The following is a 20,693-nucleotide window of genomic DNA, read 5'->3' on the forward strand; positions in this document are numbered from 1 at the left end:
AGGACGGTTAACCGATCATGTTGCCAGAAATCATCAAGTTCGAAGAGGTGGCCACTCTGGTCAGTCACTCCGGCGTCCAATTCATGGACTTCGGCCTGACGCTCGACCCGCGCCGTGAATCCGCGGGCGAATTCAAGTACCTGGCCAATACCGACAAGATGCTGACCCGTCTGCTGGTCAACCAGGAGAACGGTGAGCTGTTTCATGTCATCGAAAGGGATGGCGCCAAGGACAAGATCGAGACGGTCCGAGAGTCGGACTTCGACGTGCCCATGGCGACAAGCCTCGAGCAGCTGAACGGCGCCTGGCTACCCGTTCCATTCCTGCGCTTCCGTCCGCCGGGCAAGTTCGACGAAGGCCCGGCCAACTGGGCACGCATGCGCCTGGTGGCGCTCAAAGAGCCGGATCTCGACGGCCACACTCACCGCCTGACCCTGGCCTTCGACACCCGCACCCTGCCGCGCCGTGACAACACGACCTATCTCTGTCCCACCGATGACGACATCAGTGCCGGAGCCAACTTCCGTCTGGCCACCATGACCATCGATATGAAATGGTTTATGGACCAGCCTTGGGTGAAGGAATGGCTTGAGGAACTATTTCGCGAGGCCAACCCTGGGCTGGACAGCCAGGAGATGGATGAAGCCCTGGGCGAACGCCTGCATCTCGCCCACTACCTCAATATGCTGAGCCTGCTGCACCGCCCCATTAAAGCGGAGCACCGCGACCCCGCCCCGCGGGTCGATATTCCAGATCTCAAGGTTATCGCCCAAAGCGAAGGGGCCATCCCTGTCGATCTGGTGCTGGACGTGGGCAATTCACGCACTTGCGGAATCCTGATCGAGGATCACGGCCAGTCTGGGATGGGGCTCAAGCACAACTATGTGCTCGAACTGCGAGATCTGGTCGACCCCGAGCGGGTCTATCGCGAACCCTTCGAGAGCCGAATCGAATTCTCCCAGACCTTCTTCGGCAAGGACCACCTTTCGGTCAAGAGCGGTCGCCCCGACGCCTTCCTGTGGCCGACCATCGCCCGGGTCGGTGACGAAGCGGGTCGTCTGGCCGGGCGCCGCCGCGGCACCGAGGGCTCCACCGGTCTTTCCAGTCCCAAACGCTACCTGTGGGACGAGGAGCTGTATCGCCACGGCTGGCGATTCAACAGCGCCTATGTACGAACCGATACCGAACCCCATGCCACCGCCGCCCCCTTTTCGCATCTGATCAACGAGCTGGGTGATGCACTGTACATTTTCAATGATGAAGATGACCAGATGCCGGTCTTCAAGCCGCACTACTCGCGCAGCTCGCTGATGACCTTCATGCTGGCTGAGGTGCTGGCCCAGGCCTTGATGCAGACCAACAGCCCCTCCCAGCGCGTGCGTCAGGGGCATACCAACCGTCCGCGCCAGTTACGCTCTATCACCCTCACGGTGCCGCCGGCCATGCCCCAGGCGGAGCGCAGCCTGCTGGTTTCTCGCCTGGAGCAGGCTGTGGCCTTGGTATGGAAGAGCCTCGGTTGGCACAACGACGTCGAGGAGAGCAACCCATTCCAAGCCACCGACGTTACGCTTCGTGTACCCATGCCGAAGCTACGTGTGGAGTGGGACGAAGCTTCCTGCGGCCAGCTGGTCTATCTCTACACAGAGGTGAAGGAGAACTTCGCCGGCCACCCTGAAGAGTTTTTCGCCACCCTGGCCCGCTCCGGCAAATCGGATCGGGAACGCATCACTCTCGGCACCATCGATATCGGCGGTGGCACCACCGACTTGGTGATCACCGATTACCACCTGGAACGCAACGGCAGCGGTAGCAGCGGCAGCAATGTCTTCGTGGTACCGGAGCAGCGATTCCGAGATGGCTTCCGGGTTGCCGGTGACGACATTCTGCTCGATATCATCCAGCTCTTCATCCTTCCCAGCTTCGAGGAGGCGCTCAAGCAGGCAGGCGTGGCTTCCCCTGACGCCATGATGTCGCGACTCTGCGGCCAGGAGGGGGCAAACGCTCAGGAACAGGTACTGCGCCAGCAGCTCAACCTGCAGGTCTTTACCCCATTGGGGCTGGCCCTGCTGGAAGCCTACGAGGCGTTCAATCCCGAATTGCCCTGCGGGCCGGAAACCCTCAGCTACGGCGAGCGCCTTGGCGATCAAGCGATCAGTGACTCCGTGCGTCGCTATGTGGAGAGCGCCCTGCGACGCGAACTTGGCGGTGATATCGACTTCGATCTACTCAGCATTCCTCTCACGGTCAATCTGCTGGAGGTACATCGCGCCTTCCTCAAGGATCGCTTCAACATCTGCAAGACTCTAGCCTCACTCTGCGAGGTGGTGTTCCTCTACCAGTGCGATACCCTGCTGATCACCGGCAGACCTTCCCGCCTGCCGGGCATCCAGGCTTACCTGCGTAAGATGCTGCCACTGCCACCGGGACGCATCCTGCCACTCCAGGGTTACCGCACCGGTAGCTGGTACCCCTTCCATCGCAACGGCCGCATCGACGATCCCAAGAGCACCGCCTCGGTGGGCGCCATGCTCTGCCTGCTCTGTGCGCAGAGGAATCTCTCCAACTTCTTCTTCCGCGCCGCGGCCCTGCGCCCCTACTCGACCGTCCGGCACATCGGCCTGATCGATAACAACAACACCATTCCCGATGCCGATGTGACCTATCGCGACATCGCGACCAACGAGGACGGGACCGCCATCCAGTTGGAAAACGAGCATGGCCACACACCTGCCATCGAGATGCGTGGGCCACTACGTATCGGTTTTCGCCAGTTGGCCGCGCAGCGTTGGCCTGCCTCGCCGCTCTATACGCTGGGCCTAACGCCGCGCGGGACGGAAACACTATCGGCCGCAGAGGCCCAGGCAGAGAAGTTTGGCGACCCCTTACCCGTACTGAGAGTGCAGCTTAAGGCGGTCGATGAATCGACAAAAAGGGCATCAGGAAAAGCAGCCAAAGGCCAGATTGTGCCCAGTGACCGGCTGGAAGTCATGAATGCCGAACTGAGTAATGGTCGGGAGTTTCGACTCAAGGACCTCATTCTTCAACTCAACACTCTCAGCGATGCTGGGCTTGGCGATACCAACTATTGGCTGGACAGCGGGAGCGTGAAGCGGACATGAACCAGTTGACACCCGAACAGCAGCGACTCAGCGAAGGCTGGCAGGCCTTTCATGATGGCGCCGGCGAGGCGATCGAGTGGATCGAGGCGGTGCGCGGTAATGCCCCCAACCTGGACAGCGAAGCCGACCAGCTGAGCCTCGAGTTCTACCGTGCCCGTAACCTGGCACGAAGCCTGTCCCGGGCCGCCACCACACCGATGACGGTAGGCTTCTTCGGCCTCTCCCAGGCGGGCAAGTCCTACCTCATCTCGGCACTGGCTGCCGGGGAGAACGGCAAGCTGGAGACCCAGTACGGCCCGGCACGTTTGGACTTCATCGAGCACGTCAACCCGGTCGGCGGCGGCAAGGAGGCCACCGGGCTGGTCACCCGCTTCAGCCGTACCGCCAGCTCTGGCCCCGCGGAGTTCCCGGTCGAGCTCAAGCTGTTCAGCGAGATCGAGGTTGCCAAGGTCCTGGCCAACGCCTGGTTCAACGACTTCGACCACGAGCGCGAGGACGCCTACGAAATCGACGAGAAGAAGGTTGCCGCGATGCTGGCGCCTCACGAGGGTGAACTCAGCGATGCCCTGCAGCCGGGCGTCACGCCGGAGGGTGTCGTCGAGCTGTGGGACTACCTGCAGGAGAGCTTCCCCAAGTCGGTCAGCAAGCTCAACGCCCGCTACTGGCCAAGGGTTGTCCAGCTGGCACCGCGCCTCAACAGCCATCAGCGTGCAACGCTGTTCTCCATCCTGTGGGGCGAGCAGGACGGGCTGACCAAGCTCTATCAGCAACTGGCCCAATCATTGGCCGCCCTGGGGCATGCGCAACGAGTCTATGCCCCGCTGCGCTGCTTGGTAGTGTGCGATAGTGAGGGCTTCAGCCAGCGCGACAGCATCATGAACGTGGACATCCTCGAGCGACTGGGTACCGCCCAGGACCAGCCGCTGGATGTCTGTCCCGCCAGCGGAGACGAGCTTGGCGCACCTGTCAGCTTGCCGGTGGCTCAGCTCGCCGCCCTTACCGCCGAGCTGACCTTTCCGCTGGTGGAGCCCACCCGGGATCCGCGCGTCGAACGCGTCGACCTGCTCGATTTCCCCGGCTACCGTGGCCGCCTAAACCTCAGCCAGATCGGTGAGCCCGGTAGTCAGGATGGGCTCTCCCAGCTGTTGCTGCGTGGCAAGGTCGCCTATCTCTTCGAGCGCTATACCGACAGCCAGGAGATGAACGGCCTGGTGGTCTGCACCAGCGCCAGCAAGCAGAGCGACGTTACCAGCGTGGGTCCGGTGCTGACCCGCTGGATCGAGAAGACCCAGGGTAAAACAGCCGAGGAACGAGGCAGCCGTGACCCGGGGTTGATCTGGGCGCTGACCATGTTCGACTTACGCATCAATGGAAGCCTGCAACAACCCGACGGCCAATTGCGCGAGGGCTGGGAAGGTTTGATCAAGATGACCATGCTAGAGCGCTTCAGCGTCTACGACTGGATGCAGGAGTGGTCGCCGGCCCAAGCCTTCAACAATAGCTTCCTGGTACGCAAGCCGCGGCTGCCGGTGCCCTTCCTGGTCAGCGAACAGGGCCGCGAGGTCGCCATCCACAACGATGCCGCTGACGCCCTGGCGCGCATGCAAGCCACCTTCGTCGAAAGCCCGTCGGTACTGAAGCACGTCGGGCAGCCCGCAGAAGCCTGGCAGGCCATGCTGGCCCTGGACGATGGTGGCATGGCACGTATCGGCGACTATCTAGGGCGCATTGCCGGGCTCGAATACAAGCTGGACCGCATTGAAAGCCAGTTGGAAGAGACACAACACCGAGTGGTAACAGAGCGTCTGGCTAAGTGGCACTTCGGCGACACCACCAGAGAAGTTAAAGAGAAGCGCGAGATCGCAACACGCTTCTGGAAAGAGCTTCAAACGCGCCTGCCGTCCTTGGGGGAATTGCAGTATCACCTCGAGCTCACCGATGAACTGGTGCGCGACCTCTACCTCAGCGACAGCGAAGACAGTCTCTTGCCTGAGACCGACAACGATGAAGAGGCGGTCGCCACCGACGATGCCGGACTATATGGCAGCAGCGGGTTTGGCCTGGAAGGTGGTTTTGGCGACCTGCCCTTTGGCGACGACTCCGCCGAGGCCTCGGCTTCCGCCGCTGCTCAACCAGAAGCACCAGTACTGCAGAGCGCCGATCATCGTTTTTCTCGCGCCGTCTACAACGCCTGGGTCGGGCATGTCCGTGAACTGCCCCAGCGCCATGGCCTACTGAGAATGCTTGGCCTCGACCGCGAGCTGGTGAAACTGCTTGGCGATGAGCTGATCACCGGAGCCAGCAGAAAGAAGGTTCAGGAAAAGCTTCATGAGGCCCTGCTGCAGCGGATACAGAGCGGCGCCCGTCGCGATCGCCTGGTGTCGCGCCAGGTGCTGGCTGCCCAGCTGGTGCTGCGCGACTTCATCGCCTGGCTCGGCTTCCACTACAGCCCGATCGAGCAGCGCCCCAATAGCTTAGTCGGTGCCAAGACCCACCTGTTCGGCTACGAGCGCCAGCAAATAGACAGTGACAACCTGCCACAGTTGCCAGACCAGCCGGTCAACCAGGCAGTGGTCTATCTGGGCGACTGGCTGTCCGGGCTTTGCCTGATGACCCAGGAAAACGCCGGCCACAACGACGCGCAAGAAATCACCATCGAACAGAACGAGCGTCTTGGCAACGTGTTGGCGATGTTTGCCATAAGGAAGAAGGCCCATGCGTAAGGTAGAACTCAAACCGCTAGAATCCAACCAGCCTGGCCATGGCCAGCTAGTCCTCCTCGGCTGGAAGGGAGAGAACGAGGGACTCTCGCTCGATATTCAGCGTAATCAGGATGAACACTTCCTACAGGAAGATGGGCTGTGGCGCAGCAATACCTTCAAGTTCCACCTGCCGACGTTGCAACCGGGGGCGGACGAAAGCCTGACGGCCGTCGTGGACGACACGATCGTCGACCCACTCCTGGAAAACCCTCACGCTACCTACATGGTCAGACTCTACGGACCGGACGGTGCACAGGTCGGCAGAGCACGCCTGCGTATCGGCCAGGGTTTGATGTCCTCGGGTGCCAGCGGAACCGCTCCCGATTACAAGGCCAGCGCTACGCTCGATACACCCCAGGCCCCGCCTGCGAACCCCGAACCACAACCGGAACCTGTAACGGTTCCTGACGCTGCGTCGGCCATCGAAGCGCCTGCCACCTCTCACGAGGCCGTGCCCGAAGCCGCTCCGGCACTGCCCGAATCAGCACCGGCGCCTGCCGGTAAGAGCAAGCGCTGGCTGTGGATCCTGCTCGCCGTGGCCATTCTGGCCGCCATCATCGGTGCTGCCGCCTGGTTCGGATTGGCCATGCGCGGCCAGGAGCCCCCCGCCGCCGCTGACGAGACTACGGTTGACGAGACTACGGTTGACGAGAGCCTGGTTGAAGGTGAAGCCACACCTCAGGAAGAGCCCCTGCTCGAGGAAACCGGCGAAGAGAACCTCTCCGAAACAGCAGCGCCCGAGGAACCTGCACCGACCCAGGCTGCTGCAACGGCCGGCCCCTGCTCACTTCAGCGTATGGAGGAGATGGGTGAATTGGAGTTCATCCATGCCTGCACCAACGCCGGAAGTGAGGCCGGCAACATGATGGCAGTAATCGGCGAGGCCCGGGACAACGCCCACTGCGGTATCGCACGCCGCCTCTACGCCCACCAGGCAATCAGCGGCAATGTTGCCGCGGCTTTGGCTTATGCCCGGGAGTTCGACCCGGCCCAGCACACACCCAGCGCCTGCTTCCCGGAAGCAGACACGGAAACGGCCATTTTCTGGTACGACTTAGCTCTCAGCCACGATCCCGGCAATGCCGAGACCAGCCAGCGCCTGGAGGAACTGCAGCGATGATCCTGCGTAAGAGCCTGCTGAGCCTCGCCCTCGGGTTACCACTGGCGGCGAGCGCCACTCTGGCTTTCGCCGACGTGCGCCCGCTGCTTCAGGAGGGCAAGCAGACCCTTCATCAGCGTGTTCTGACCACTCCCGGCTGCCGGCTGGTGGAGCGGGCCGGCGAACATGACGGCGAGCTGCAACCCACCTTCAGCCGCTTCTATGTGTATCAGCGTAGCGAAGACAACGGCGAAGTTTGGCTGGAAGTCGGCCCGGACAGCTACGGCAGCATCAGTGGCTGGCTGCCGGCAGCCTGCACCGTGGACTGGAAGATGCAACTCACGCTGGCCTTCACCAACCCAGCCAACCGTGGGCGCCTGATCTTCTTCGAAGAGCGCGACGGCTTGATGACGATCTTCGATGACTTCGAGCCTTCAAGCCAGGTTGCCCCGCTGCGCGCCCAGCTGCGTCGTGACGGTGAGGCACCGGGCATCGTTGCACAGGAGCCCGAATACTTCGTCGACCTACACGAGCAGTTCTACCTCCTGCCGATTCTCGAAGGGGAAGAGATCATGACAGAGGCGGGCTTCATGACCCGCCTGCTACGGATTGCCTCGGTCAGCGAGGCGGACGAGAACGAGGTTGAAAACGCCCCAGACGACATCTCCGCTCAGCTGCGCGAATTCAATGCCGGTGTGGTCTTCGTCATTGACTCCACCATCTCCATGGGCCCCTACATCGAGCGCACCCGTGAGGCCGTGGAGCGCATCTATCAGCGCATCGAACAAGAGGAGCTTACCGAGCGCGTTCGCTTCGGCCTGATCTCCTTCCGTGACAGCGTCGATCACGCTCCCGACATCGAATACGTGACGCGGATGTACGCCGACCCAAACGAGGTCGAGGACGGCAGCGACTTCATGGCCCAGGTGGCCGACCTGCGGGAGGCCCAGGCTTCCACCGTTGGCTGGGAAGAGGACGCTTATGCCGGCGTGATGCAGGCCATCGACGAAGTAGAGTGGAGCAACTTCGGTGCGCGCTACATCGTGCTAATCACCGACGCCAGCGCCATCGAGGGCGACAGTGAGCGCTCCTCCACTGGACTGGACGCGGATCAGGTGCGCCTTGAGGCCGCCCGCCACGGTATCGCCGTTTACACGCTGCACCTGAAGACCCCTGCTGGAGAGCGGCGAGGCGACCACGCGGTAGCCGAAGGGCAGTACAGCAACCTTTCCACCTTTGCCGGCACCGGCACCTCGCTCTACTATCCGGTGGATACCGGCGATGTCGCTCTGTTCGGTCAGCGCGTCGATGCCTTGGCGGCGGTTATCACCGATCAGGTCCATGCTGCCTACCTGGGCGAAGAAGCCATCGGCAGTGCTCTACACGCCGAAGACGAGGCCGAAGAAGACCCCGGCGAGCAGCGTTTGCGCGACGAGCTGGCACTGATCGGCCACGCCATGCGCCTGGCTTACCTTGGCCAGACCACCGGCAGCCAGGCACCGCCGGTGTTCGAGGCATGGATCAGCGACCGCGACCTGATCGCCCAGCACCAGCCCACCACTGAAGTCCGTGTCCTGCTCACCAAGGGCCAACTCAGCGACCTGAGCGATACGGTCGGCGAGATCCTCGACGCCGCCAACGCCGGCCTGATCTCCCCCACCGACATGTTCGATCGCCTGCGCTCCGTGGCCGCCGCCATGGGCGCCGACCCCAATCAACTGCAGCAGAGCGAGGGGCAGCGTCTCGGCGAGCTGGGCTTGATGGGGGAATATCTGGAGGAGCTGCCTTACCAGAGCGAGGTGCTCAATCTGGACGAAGAGACTTGGCTGAGCTGGGATGGCCTGCAACAGGAGCGCTTTATCCGTCGCCTAGCCACCAAACTGCGTCACTACCAGCGCTACAACGAAGACGTGGACCGCTGGGTGACCCTCGCCGAAGGCGCCGACCCGCGTGAGGACGTCTACCCCGTACCACTGGAAATGATGCCCTGAGCCTATGCGAGCCGACCCTATGCTCTCGCTTAGAGAACTCAGCATCACACGCGGCCAGGGAGCAGCCGGGCACGCAGTGCACCTGCCCAGGTTGGAGCTCGCCACCGGCGAGGTCATGGCCGTGGTCGGCCCCAGCGGCTGCGGTAAGAGCACTCTACTGGAGGCCATCGGACTGTTACTGACCCCGACAGCGCTCGAACGCTTCACTCTGGGGTCTGAGCGCACCGACCTGACAGCACTGCTGCAAGCCCGTAACGAACGCGCCTTGGCCGAGATCCGCTCACGCGACCTGGGCTTCCTGTTGCAGAGCGGCGGCCTGCTGCCTTTCCTGAGCGTGCGCGACAACATCGCCCTGCCACGCCGCCTGCTGGGGATGCCGATACACAGCGAGCGGGTAGCCCACGCCTGCGATGTTCTGGGCCTGGAGCCGCTGCTCGACAAGCGCCCCGGAGCGCTGTCGATCGGCGAGCGCCAGCGCACCGCCTTCGTACGTGCCATGGCCCATGAGCCCCGCCTGCTGCTGGCCGATGAGCCCACCGCCGCCCTGGACCCACAAGCCGGTGAACGACTCTTCGGACTGATCGTCTCGCTGGTTCAGGAGCTGCAGATGGCCGCCCTGGTGGTCTCCCACGATTTGGCTCTGGTTACCCATTTCCAGTTGCCACGGCTGGCTGCCACCCTGACGCCGGGAGGATGTCGCTTTGCACCGGACACCTAACCGAGCCTCGCTGGCAAGTCGTACTCGCCTGGTCTTGCGCCTGGCGCTGCAGGACCTCTGGCACGATCGCTACGTCTCACTATGTATCGCCGCCGCCTTGGTAGCGGTGATCGCCCCCTTGCTGCTGCTGTTCGGTCTCAAGCACGGCGTGGTCAGCCAACTGCAACGCGAGTTGCTTGACGACCCGCGCAACCTGGAGGTGCGTATGCTGACCAGCGGCAGCTACGACGAGGCCTGGCTGGAGGAGATTCGCGCCCTGCCCGGAGTCGGCTTCGCCATTGGACAGACCCGCTCGTTGAATACCCAGGCAGACCTGCTGCGCGACCGTCAGCACTTCCTCGAAGGGATCGAGCTGATCCCCTCGGCCGCGGGCGACCCCCTGTTGGGCGAATCCGTCTCGGTTCCGGTCGGCAAGGGCGTAGTGCTCAGCGAACCCGCCGCACGCCGGCTGGAGGTAGTAGCGGGTGAGCAACTGACCCTGGCGGCCAGCCGCCGCCTGGATGGCCAGGCCGAGCGCGGTCGCCTTGAGGTCAGCGTGCTGGACGTACTGCCGGCGGCGCGTTTCCCCCGCCCTGCAGCTTTTGTCGAGCCACCGCTGCTGATCGAGCTGGAGCGCTTTCGCGATGGCCACCCCAGCCCGTTGCTGGGTGTCGTGAGCGGCATCCAGCGAGACGACTATCCGGTACGCTTTGCCCGCGCGCGCATCTTCGCCAGCGACGGCGACGCAGTGGCCGGTGTCGTGCAGGCACTGGAGGCTCGGCGCTTCGACACCGCCAGCCGACTGGCAGAAATCGAAAGCGTGCGCGCCATCAACCGCGTACTCGGGCTCATCTTCGGGGTGATTGCCGCCGCCGCGCTGATCGGCTGTCTCGCCTCCATGGCCGGCGCCTTCATGGCCAATATCGACCGCAAGCGACGCGAGTATGCCGTATTGCGACTGCTGGGATTCCACAAGCATGCAGTCGCTGCCTTTGTCACCGCCCAGGTTGGCCTGCTCACCCTGATCGCCTTCGCCGCTGGGCTTGCGCTGTTTGCGCTGGGTTCCGCGCTCTTCAACCGTGCCCTGGCCACCAGCCATTTGGCGGCTGGCGTCGTCAGCCATATCACCGTCATCCATGCCCTGATCGCCCTGGCCCTGACCCTGGTCGTCGCCCTCGCGGTAGCCGCCATCGGCGTCGCTCGGGCCTTCGGCATCCAGCCCGCGGAGAGTCTACGTGAAGCGTGAACGCTATTTCATCATGCCGTCTGTCGCACTGGCCGCCTGCCTGGGCCTGGCAGCGACTGCCAATGCCGAAGAGCCGTGGCCCGAGCGCCTTTACAATCCCGCACCGCTGGATGACGACGTGATCCTGCCACTGCCCTGCAATGGCGCCATGGCGTTTCGGCAGGTGCACGTACCCGCCAGCGCCCCGCTGGATGACTTTCCGGTGCATGTCGGCCAAGACGGCACTGGCTGGGGCTATGTAGAGCAGAGCCGTCCCGCCTTCATTTCCGGCAGCTTCAGCAGCGAAGACGGTGGCTCATCGCGCCACTACCTGCTGGCCAAATATGAGCTGACTGAACTGCAGTACGAGGCACTCATGGCCGACGAATGCCCCGCACCTTCCAACCGCAAGCGCCTGCCCCAGGTAGGGCTTAGTTGGTTCGACGCCATGCAGCTCAGCGATGCCTACAACCTGTGGCTGCGAGAACAGGCCCCGGAAACACTGCCCATGGAGGATGGTGCACAGGGCTTCATGCGCCTGCCCACCGAAGTCGAGTGGGAGTTTGCCGCTCGCGGCGGCCTCGAGGTCAGCTCCGCCGAGTACCGTGATACCCGCTACCCCATGCCCGAAGGGATCAATGGCCATGAATGGTTCGCCGGAGCACAGTCCTCCAATGGGCAGCTTCAGTTGGCGGGTCTGCTCGCACCCAACCCCTTGGGGCTGCACGACATGTTGGGCAATGCCGCGGAGATGATGTTCGAGCCCTTCCGGCTCAACAAGTTGGACCGCCAGCACGGTCAAGCCGGTGGCTTCGTGGTACGTGGCGGCAGCTACCTGACGCCTCGCGAGGACCTGCGCAGCGCCCTGCGTGGCGAAGAACCCTATTATGCCTCGAATAACACAACCAGCAGCGCAGGGCATAACCGCGGCCGCGCTACCGGCCTGCGCCTGGCGCTGGTCGCCCCTACCCTCACTTCCCGCGAACGCATCGCCGCCATCGAGGAGAACTGGGCGGCGTTGGGCTTGGGCGAGAACGAGCTCGACGGTTCGCCGGGCACGGTGGTACAGCTGGCCGAGCTGGCTTCCGGCGTAGAGGACGACGCCCTACAGGAACAACTGCAGACGCTTGAGCGCCAACTGCGCGCCAGCAACCAGCGCCAGGAGGAAGCCCGCAACCAAGCCATCCGCGCCAGCCTCAATCTAGGTGCCTTCCTGTGCACCAAACTCGAGGATGACGGTGTCTTCTTCGACTTCCTGGCCGACAACTACCGCCTCAACTGTGAAGGCGACAACCCGGATGCCAGTTGCGCCATGCGCGAGGCGCGGCTGACCGAGCAGGAGCAGCGCCTGCAAGGGTTGAGTCGCTACTACGCCAGCAGCCTAGTGGAGTCGGCCACTCTCTACGGCAGCGAGCCTATCGCTCAACAGGTCGAGGTGTTCAGCGAGATTCTCGCACGCAACCCGCAGTTGAACGGGCTCGGCCCCTATCTACAGACCTACTGGCAGCATCAACTCCATTACCTGGAGAACCAGCGCATCACTGCCGAGGCCTGGCTGGAAAGCTGCAAGGCCATGGCAGAGCAATAACCACTAACACTAACCCGTACGCAAGGGAACGACACCGATGACACTCACTCTTTCGGCCTCCTTCAAGAAGCTGCTGGTTGGCTCTGCCGTGGCCGGCGCCCTTTTCCTCACCGGCTGCGCCAGCACCGGCAGCACCATGCTGGGCAGTAGCAACGGCAATACCAACGCGGACCCGCGCCTGACCCAGGGCAACGACGCCCAGTTTTTCAGCAAGTCCGGCTTCCAGGCCTGTGCCGCCGGTGCTGCGGTAGGCGTCGCCACCTGTATGCTCAGCGGCACCAGCAATCGTGGACAGTGCGCCGTCATCGCGGGTCTGGCTGCCTGTGGTGTGGCCATGGGCGCCAACTTCTATCTGGATCAGCGCCGCAGCGAATACGCCTCCACCACCCAGCGTCTCGAGGTCATGAGCCAGGATATTCAGGCAGACACCCAGCGAGTCATCGCGCGGACAGAGACCGCCCGCCAGGTCATGGCCGACGACCGTGCCCGTATCGAGCGCCTCGAGAGCGAGATTGCCGAGCAGCGTGTCAACCAGGAAGAGGCCCAGCGCGAACTGGCCGCCATCGACGGCAATATCGATATCCTGCGTCGCGACCTGCGCAACATGCAGCGCACCGTGTCGGAATACGAAGAAGTGGCACAACTGGAACGCAAGGATGCCAGTCCCGAAGAACTGAGCAAGGTCGAGCAGGAAATCGACACGATGAACCAGCAGGTGCTGGCCCTGCAGCAGGAAGTCGACGACCTCTACAGCATGCGTTCCGCCATTACCCTGGGCTAAGGAGAGCCACATGAAGATCCGCCTTCTCGCCGCCGCCGGTGGCTTGGCACTGCTCGCCGGCTGTGCCACCACGCCCGAGGCCTGCGACCCTTACAATCGCGACGCCAGCCTCGTCGCCAAGCTCTCCTGCGATGCCGGTGGCGGCTATCGCGCCCGCATCGATGCCGGTGAACAGCAGGTCGAGCTCGATCAGGAGGAGAACGCCCTGTTTCGTGAGATCCACCGCCAGATCTCCGAGCAGCAGCGTGCCACCCGCAGTGAGTTGCGCATCACCAACCAGCAGCACCACGAACTAGAGCGCAACGTTCAGGCGCTGGTGACCCGCCTGCAGCACCGCTCCCAGGATCATTTGGGGCTTCAGCATCAGCTCAACGATCTGGAACGGCAGATGGCCGCCGACCCCGGTCCCTCGGCCAGTGAAGCGGAAGCGCTCAGCGAGCGCCATGCCCACCTGGAAGCGCTGCAACAGCAGGTAGAACGCCTGCAGCAGAGCCTGGGTTACACGCCGTGATGCCAAGCGCTCGCCGCACTGCCAGTGAGGGCAACCATGCAGCGCCTGCTACGTGACGAGGGCCACGCCCTCGTCGACCCGGGGCTTCCGGTACACCGCCAGGCACTGATTCATCGCCACTGCCCACCGAGCATCGGCAATCTCTTCGCCACTCCGCGGGTGGGGAGAGACGGCTGCCTGGAATGGTGGAGCGAGCTGCCTGGTCAGCCACAGCGAAGGGAGGCGCTTTCAGCTGCAGAGCGAACCCGGCTGGATGAGCGGCTGACCCAGCGCCTGGCGGCGCTGGGCAGCCTGGTCGAGGCGCTCGAGCGGCGCGGCGACCCCGCCGCCCAGGAGCTGCGCGCCCTGCCTTCCCAACCCACCGAGGGAGCTTGCTACTCGGTGGGTGGCGATCCGGTGCTTATCCGCTGGGTGCCCGTCAAAGCACTGGGAGCACCGGCTGCTTCGGCAATCAGCGCAGCGGCGACAATACCGCTGCCTGGCATTCCCCCCCGAAAGCCGCGGCGGCGCTGGGTGGTACCTGTGATGCTGCCACTGCTGCTGGGCGGCCTGGCGCTGCTCGGCCTGGGGCTTGCGCTGTACCATGGGAAACGATTCCCGCTGACTTGGCCGCAAACGCAGAGTCCAATCGGGACCCTCACCGCCGCAGAGACCGCCACGCCACCACGGGAGTTCATTGCCGTTGAAAGTACTGGGGCTGAACCGCTGTTAGGAACCGGCGACGTCCAGGTCACCCTGCGCTGGAATAGCAGCGATGATTTGGATTTAGCGGTCACCGACCCCAGCGGAGACACTGCCTTTTTTAACAACGTCTCCACGTATTCCGGCGGCCAGCTCGATGTGGACTCCAACGCCGGCTGTATATCCAGCCTGCAAAACCCGGTGGAAAACATCTTTTGGGATGCCGGCACTGCCCCCGAGGGAGCGTACATGGCCACCGTCTCTCTGTTTAGACGCTGTAACGGCAACTCCAGTCCCATTCCCTATGAGCTCTCCATCACCATTGACGGAAACACGGAAACTCGAACGGGAACGGTCAGCGACCTATTCCCCAGCCAATCCATCGAGTTTGTCTTTCCCTAGGAAGCTCACTCAGGTGTCACGACAATCCAACCGACGTAAACATTAGCACTCGAGGAAAAGAGATGTCTCAACTCAAAAACGATATTGCCACCGCCATCATTCCTGCTGCGCTCAGTGCCCTGCTCATCTGCGTGGTGCGCTTCTTTGTCATTCCCTGGAGTATCTGGAAAGGTGCCGCGCTGCGCCTGGCCGACATGCGCAAGCAGGACGAAGCCCAGAAACTGGTCAGCAGTCGCTCCGAGTTTCCCGTCTTCGACTGGCTGCGCGCCGCCTGGGACGGCCTGATCTTCTTGTCCTGGTTTATCGGCGCCATATTGAGCCTAGTGGCATTCTTCGCTGTCGCCTTCAGCTACTTCGGGACCTTTGTCACTGGCCTTTCCGCCATGATCAGCACGCTGATCACGACATACTTCTCGGTCATCTTCATGTCGCTGGCCAAGGAGAGTCTGATCATTATCCTGTCGATTGCGCTCAACGTGGAGCGACTCGCCCAGAACAAGCGTACCTGAGCACTGCGTTAACCTATTGCCGCCGAGCAGAGCTTTCTCAGCCCTGCCCCCTAGCGGCCCTGGCCGGCTGAAAGAGTACCGGCACATTGCCCAAGGGCAGTGTGCCGGTCGATCTACGTGCCCACCGCGCTCACACGTTCTATCAATTCCCGTTACCATTCCGTATGGCAGCTGAACGCCGGATCGTCCAAGGCCGGCAACGCTTCTGAAGCACCGCGTACGGGCAGGTTGGCTTCAAGCCCATCGGCGGCAATCCTGAGCCGATTAGCCCGGCGCAGCTCTTCCCAGAACCCCTGAAAGATATCCGCACAGACACGGCATTCAGTATTGAAGGGATTGCTGTAACGTTCACCATCGACTATGACGTCGAACCCCTGCCCTTCGGAACTGAACTCCACACCCTGAATGACGGCATAGGCCGTCACATACCCGTCGTAGTTGGGGCAGGCGATATACAGCTCGTTCTGATTCCCATCGCTGACGCTATACTCCGACACGCCCTGGCCCCATCCAGACTTCCATTCGAAAGCCGCGGCGGGAGCTGCAGCGATGGTAAGCCCCAGTGTGACAGCCACTACCCAGTACTTCTTTACGAGCATATGCTCCTCCTCTCTTCGTTGAATAATGGTGAAATTATTGCGCCACGGTAACCGCTATCAAACTTCGAAGCAGGACCAGCCATGGCGCCCTTCGGCAAACACGTAATCTACCGGCACGTCTTGCAGCAAGAACCCATTTCTAATCTCTAAGCCAAGCAGTTGCGCAACGGCGACATTGTCAGAGTCGGTGCTGTCGCTATCGCGAGCACCAATCGTCAGCACGGAATGGACCAGCCATCGGCCATCGGAATTCTTGATCACGTTGTGGATGGCAATCGCCTCGATGAGTGAGCTGCCGATGCCCATACCCATGACGACGTTGCTCTTCTCGACACCAACCGCTTCGTAGTCCGTCGCATCCAGGATGCAGGAACGAATGGCCTCGTCGGATGGCCCGGAAGCGGAACACCCGGTCAGCAAGAGGGCCAGGGGAAATGCCCACGCGGCATGCTTCCTTCTCATTCATCAAATCTCCTTGGGTCATATGTAACCTATCGACCAAAGGAGATTTAACTTTAGAAAAAAACGTATTAGCGTGAAGCCTAGGAAGAATGTGCCTATCTGCCGACAAGGCGCAGCATCGCCAAAGTATGCTCCCGCTGCTGCTTCACGGCCTGATCGAGAATTTCCAGCAGCTTCTCGTAGTCCTCCGACATCTTCTCGTCCATGCCGGAGGTCTCGAAGCGCTCGAGGGTGCTCTGGGTCTCGTCGATGAGGTCTTGCAGCGCATCGATGATGCGCTGGTAGTCTGCTTCACTCATGTGCAGTAGCGCCCGAGGCGGTTTGCAGCGCATGGGCGCGGGCATAGAGCCGCCGGACCCCGAGAAAACAGTCGCTTTATCTGCATCATCTCATGACTTTCCCAGGATGCTAAACAAACGCTGGTTTATGCCGTCATCGCACAGCACACCCCTTTCCAGCACGGAGAAGCCCAAATTCTCTATAAGCGCCACCGTCTCGCCAAACCCACCTTCAATGCTGACCAATTCACGCCCTGGTTGACTCTCGAGCAGTACGATAGCGCTCTTTGCACATAGAGTCTGGAGTTTTTCCACATAGAGATCTGGCTGGACATCACTTGCGATCACCAAATCAAAGGGTTTGGCTGGGTGGTAATCTACAAAATCCATCTCGGATAACTTGATGTGTTCAATACCCAAGTGCTCCGCCACCGCCTCACCAACTTTGATGTCGAACGTATTCTGGCCGACTCCTTCCCCGTGGCCTATTCTATCTGCCATACCAATTAGCAAGAATCCCGCGCCGCAGCTGATATCCAGGACCCGTGCCGACTCTGGCAGGTAGCGCTCGAGTCGGTAAGCCCCAAGCCGTGCCTCGGTTTGGCGCTGACCGGGCAACCATACTGATTCCAGCCCTTGGCTCAGCAACCCGAATCGAGAGGGCTTGAAGTTGCTTTTGTACTTCCTTTTCAATTCGCGAACGTGCTGATGCAGGTCGCCCAGCTTGCGTAATGCGCCAGCGGCATGACTCAACTCTACGTCCAGGCGCTTACTCGCCAGCTGTGTACTCCGAGATGCCGGACGGAGCCGTGAAGCATTCCAGAAGCTATCACAGGCACCGGCCGAGTCGCCCGCCTCCATCCGGACGATACCCTGCTGCAAATAGAGTGAGGCCCGTACAAAGACGGCTTGCTCTTCGCTCAACGTCAAAGCGCGGTCGATGTCCTCGAGCGATTCCTCAACACGGCCGAGTCCGGCCAAGAGAGAGGCCCTCACACGCAATAGCTCCGTATCGGGCTCGCTGCAGGCTTGCAAGAGTTCCTCGCACCTGGCCAAGCCATCCGTCAGAAGCGGAGTACTTTGCAACGGGCTGGCAGCCATCACCTGCAGCACGGCACGCATCACCCCCTCATGCTTGGGACATCTCGCTTCAAGCCGGCGGACGTTCTGCTCCGCCTCCCACCACAAGCCGGCATTGAGCAGCACTTCAATGGCATCCAAACGAATCGTCACATCGTCGGGAGATAGCTCAATGGCCTTATCGATATGGGCAACGGCCATGTCGTCCAGTCCCGCAAGCGAAGCCATGACCCCGCGAAGACTGCGTATCTGCGCGCTCTGAGGAAACCGCTTGGCCCAGTCGTTCAGCTGCCCCGCAAGGCCATCCAGGTCCCCGCCCCGGAGAGATTTGCGGAATTCGAATAACTCGCTTGCGGGCGGCTCGAACCTGTCACGGTCGAAAAAACCCTTGGCCTTGAGATAGTTCTCACCTACACCGCCACCGATCGCATGCAGCAGGTCATAGCTGAGGTCATGAATCTGGTACACAGTATCGAGCACGAAGGCCAACTTGAGTCGCTGAGTATCACTCAGCGCTGCCAGGCGCTCATGGTCAGGAATGAAGAGGGCGTGTGCCCGCTGCAGCTCCGTGGCCTCGGGTTGAATCGGCAGCTCCTCCCGGGGCGGCATGCACTGTGCATAGTCGAAACCCAGCAGTCGATAGAAGCGAAAACCGTGCCGCGCCGCCCAGTGGCTCACTTCAGCGAGATTCGGCTGACGCTCGTGGGTCGGCTGAAAGGTGACCCTCACCTGCAGTAACAGCGTGCTGGCCAGTGTCCGGGTGCCGTTCTCGAGCACTGCCATACCGTCATGACGATCATCCAGCAACAGCCAATCGACAGTGTTCAGCCCCTCGATGGCATCCAGCGCCACAGTGGTCAATGGCAGTCTTGCGAGTACGCTCGCTCCCTGTCGCTGCCCCTCGGGTAACTGCGAGGGAGCAAGCGGTGGCAAACTGGCAGAGAATGACGGCTCGAGACAGGCATGAAGTGTCGCCGGCTGCCCGTCGCCCAACGTGGCATGGGCAAAGTGTTGCACATGAGGGTTCTGCTTTACCTCGTCTCTCAATGCGAGCCGACTTGGTGGATCAAATGCGATCACCTCGAATGCGTTCAGCTCCAAGAGGGCGTCGACGTTGGCGGCTGACAGTAACTGCCCACCGTTGTCGATGGCCACGACTCGCTCCGGAAGCTGCCAATCGAAGCTGACCGACTCGCTCGGCTTGTCTTCCCGCTGCACTTCTTCTCGCAGTTTCTCCGGTAAGGGCTGATCGAACACTGCAGGATGCTCCAGGCGCGGAAACGCATCGGCGATGGTCTTGTACCCCTCAATCATCGGCTCGATCTTGTCGCGGAATCGCTCACCGATACCGTTGAAACGATCCGTGACCGGCATCGGGGCGTCCAGCGAAACGATGGGGCTGATATCATTGAGCATGTCAGCATTGGCAGCCACGACTTCTTCATAAGATTCGCTACGCCGCAGGCCGAGATCGCCCAGCAAATTGTTCATTACCGTGTGTGGATCCCGGGTCAGCGCCTCGTAGTCAACGAGATACACCGGGTTGGGCAGCACCTGGGTCCAGTGATCCATGACTTTCTCGGAGCAGGCAATTTGGCGGCCCATCTGGTGCAAGTCGTAGGTATAGCGGTAGCCCTCCGGCATAAGATATTGATGAAAATAACCCGTTATGCCGAGATCGAGAAGATTACGCACACAGAAGATGATCGGCACCTTGGGCATCCACAGCCCTATCAGGCCGAGGAACCACAGGTCGCCCGGCACCGTGGTTATCTTGACGGTATCCTCGACTCCCAGGCGTTGGCGATACCCCACCGCATCCTGGAGAAGTCGCTCAGGCGTCAGCTGAGAAAGATACTCACCGAGATGTCTCTCGTAGGGCTCCAGCAGCTCTTCGGCGTACTGCCCCAGTACCAGCTCCTCGCCAGCCAAGGTGACGCCTTTCACCCCACGAAATAGCGATTCCACCAGGCTCTTACCGGAACGTGACATGCCGGCCACGATGATCTGCGGTCGATCTTGGAGACCGCATGGCGCCAACCGATCGAACAGCGCCTTGCCGAAGTAGCGCCGGGTGAAGGTCAGGCGGCGCTCCAATTCGGCCCGAATAGGCGGCAGGCTCTCATCCATCAACCGGTTGGCTTGTTGGAAGTGCGCGAATGCCTGCTCGTCATCCGCCACGTCCAGGTAGGCCTTGCCCAGCACGAAGTGCAGATCGGCTCGCTCCTTGGGCGTCAGGTCATCAGCGTCAAGGCGGGCCGGCAGCACCTCGAAGATGGCATCATCAGGCACGAAGGTGGTGAGATGCGCCAATGCCACGTGCAATTTCCAGTTTTTGGGATCCAGCGCCCGTGCTCGATGATAGCAGTCGACCGCCGCGACCAGTTGCTGGCTGTCTCGATATACGTCGCCCTTGATTGCCAGCGCCTCGACATGCTCCGGCGCCTTTTCCAGCACCTGCTCGAGTAAAGCCAATGCCTGTGCGGTGTCGCCCTGCTTGCTCAGGCACTGCGCCAGATTGATGAGAATTTCCGGATTACTGGGCTGCGCCTGGCGAGCACGCTGATAAAGCGCTGCAGCTTCAGCGAAATGCGCCTGCTTTTGCAGCGCTCGAGCATACAAGCCGATGATTTGAGGATCCTGTGGATAGCGCTTGATCAACGCCTCCAGGCGTTCCCCTGCTTCAGCAGCATCACCGGCGTTGAGCAGACCCATGATGGCTTTGATCGTCTTGCCTGAAGGTTTGGCAGCCTGATGCTGCGAGTATGTGCGCACGGCCACGCAAGCCTCCTTGGGATTAAAAAAGGTCAAGACTAGATTACCCGGCAGCGTGAATGCCAAAACGAAAAACAGGCCCCCAAATGGGAGCCTGTTCGTTACCAGGGCCGTTGCAGCCCTTGGCGTGTGAC

Annotated in this window: 15 protein-coding genes; 11 read left to right on the forward strand and 4 right to left on the reverse strand. The window is 61.7% G+C overall.

Features of this window, described 5'->3' with window-relative positions; all coding sequences use genetic code 11:
* Window positions 1-17 precede the first annotated feature (17 nt).
* The 11 genes from HOP59_RS16715 (at window position 18) to HOP59_RS16765 (ending at window position 15,365) form a co-directional block, all read left to right on the forward strand.
* Window positions 18-3,119, forward strand: coding sequence for a virulence factor SrfB (locus HOP59_RS16715; RefSeq protein ID WP_010628942.1), 3,102 nt, complete (start codon window positions 18-20; stop codon window positions 3,117-3,119).
* Window positions 3,116-5,842 carry a putative virulence factor gene (locus HOP59_RS16720; protein ID WP_234254722.1) on the forward strand — a complete coding sequence of 909 codons (2,727 nt, stop codon included), beginning with the start codon at window positions 3,116-3,118 and terminating at the stop codon, window positions 5,840-5,842. Before HOP59_RS16715 ends, HOP59_RS16720 begins: the two co-directional genes overlap by 4 nt.
* A complete protein-coding gene (locus HOP59_RS16725; protein ID WP_234254723.1) occupies window positions 5,835-7,001 on the forward strand; it encodes a hypothetical protein in 1,167 nt (388 codons plus the stop codon). Before HOP59_RS16720 ends, HOP59_RS16725 begins: the two co-directional genes overlap by 8 nt.
* Window positions 6,998-8,971 carry a vWA domain-containing protein gene (locus HOP59_RS16730; protein WP_234254724.1) on the forward strand — a complete coding sequence of 658 codons (1,974 nt, stop codon included), beginning with the start codon at window positions 6,998-7,000 and terminating at the stop codon, window positions 8,969-8,971. The genes HOP59_RS16725 and HOP59_RS16730 overlap by 4 nt, the downstream gene beginning before the upstream one ends.
* Window positions 8,972-8,990: 19 nt before the next feature.
* A complete protein-coding gene (locus HOP59_RS16735; RefSeq protein ID WP_234254725.1) occupies window positions 8,991-9,689 on the forward strand; it encodes an ABC transporter ATP-binding protein in 699 nt (232 codons plus the stop codon).
* Window positions 9,673-10,914: an ABC transporter permease gene (locus HOP59_RS16740; RefSeq protein WP_234254726.1), complete on the forward strand. Its 1,242-nt coding sequence runs from the start codon at window positions 9,673-9,675 to the stop codon at window positions 10,912-10,914. The genes HOP59_RS16735 and HOP59_RS16740 overlap by 17 nt, the downstream gene beginning before the upstream one ends.
* A complete protein-coding gene (locus tag HOP59_RS16745; protein ID WP_234254727.1) occupies window positions 10,904-12,481 on the forward strand; it encodes a formylglycine-generating enzyme family protein in 1,578 nt (525 codons plus the stop codon). The genes HOP59_RS16740 and HOP59_RS16745 overlap by 11 nt, the downstream gene beginning before the upstream one ends.
* 37 nt (window positions 12,482-12,518) lie before the next feature.
* Entirely contained in the window at window positions 12,519-13,262 is a 744-nt protein-coding gene (locus tag HOP59_RS16750; RefSeq protein WP_234254728.1) for a coiled-coil domain-containing protein, read from the forward strand.
* A gap of 10 nt (window positions 13,263-13,272) precedes the next feature.
* Window positions 13,273-13,773: a hypothetical protein gene (locus HOP59_RS16755; RefSeq protein WP_234254729.1), complete on the forward strand. Its 501-nt coding sequence runs from the start codon at window positions 13,273-13,275 to the stop codon at window positions 13,771-13,773.
* 36 nt (window positions 13,774-13,809) lie between these two features.
* Complete coding sequence (locus HOP59_RS16760) at window positions 13,810-14,856, forward strand: hypothetical protein (RefSeq protein ID WP_234254730.1); 1,047 nt, start codon at window positions 13,810-13,812, stop codon at window positions 14,854-14,856.
* Window positions 14,857-14,918: 62 nt separating this feature from the next.
* On the forward strand, window positions 14,919-15,365 hold the full coding sequence (locus HOP59_RS16765) for a hypothetical protein (RefSeq protein WP_234254731.1): 447 nt from the start codon (window positions 14,919-14,921) through the stop codon (window positions 15,363-15,365).
* A gap of 152 nt (window positions 15,366-15,517) precedes the next feature.
* Here the strand turns inward: HOP59_RS16765 and HOP59_RS16770 are convergent, their stop codons facing one another.
* The 4 genes from HOP59_RS16770 to HOP59_RS16785 form a co-directional block, all read right to left on the reverse strand.
* Complete coding sequence (locus HOP59_RS16770) at window positions 15,518-15,964, reverse strand: hypothetical protein (protein ID WP_234254732.1); 447 nt, start codon at window positions 15,962-15,964, stop codon at window positions 15,518-15,520.
* A gap of 57 nt (window positions 15,965-16,021) precedes the next feature.
* Window positions 16,022-16,426 (reverse strand): hypothetical protein, encoded by a 405-nt coding sequence (locus tag HOP59_RS16775; protein ID WP_234254733.1) that lies wholly within the window; start codon window positions 16,424-16,426, stop codon window positions 16,022-16,024.
* 95 nt (window positions 16,427-16,521) lie between these two features.
* Complete coding sequence (locus tag HOP59_RS16780; protein ID WP_234254734.1) at window positions 16,522-16,725, reverse strand: hypothetical protein; 204 nt, start codon at window positions 16,723-16,725, stop codon at window positions 16,522-16,524.
* Between the two features lie 90 nt (window positions 16,726-16,815).
* Window positions 16,816-20,565, reverse strand: coding sequence for a tetratricopeptide repeat protein (locus HOP59_RS16785; protein ID WP_234254735.1), 3,750 nt, complete (start codon window positions 20,563-20,565; stop codon window positions 16,816-16,818).
* Window positions 20,566-20,693 lie beyond the last annotated feature (128 nt).

The sequence above is a fragment of the Billgrantia aerodenitrificans genome (assembly GCF_021404405.1).
GTDB lineage: Bacteria > Pseudomonadota > Gammaproteobacteria > Pseudomonadales > Halomonadaceae > Halomonas > Halomonas aerodenitrificans.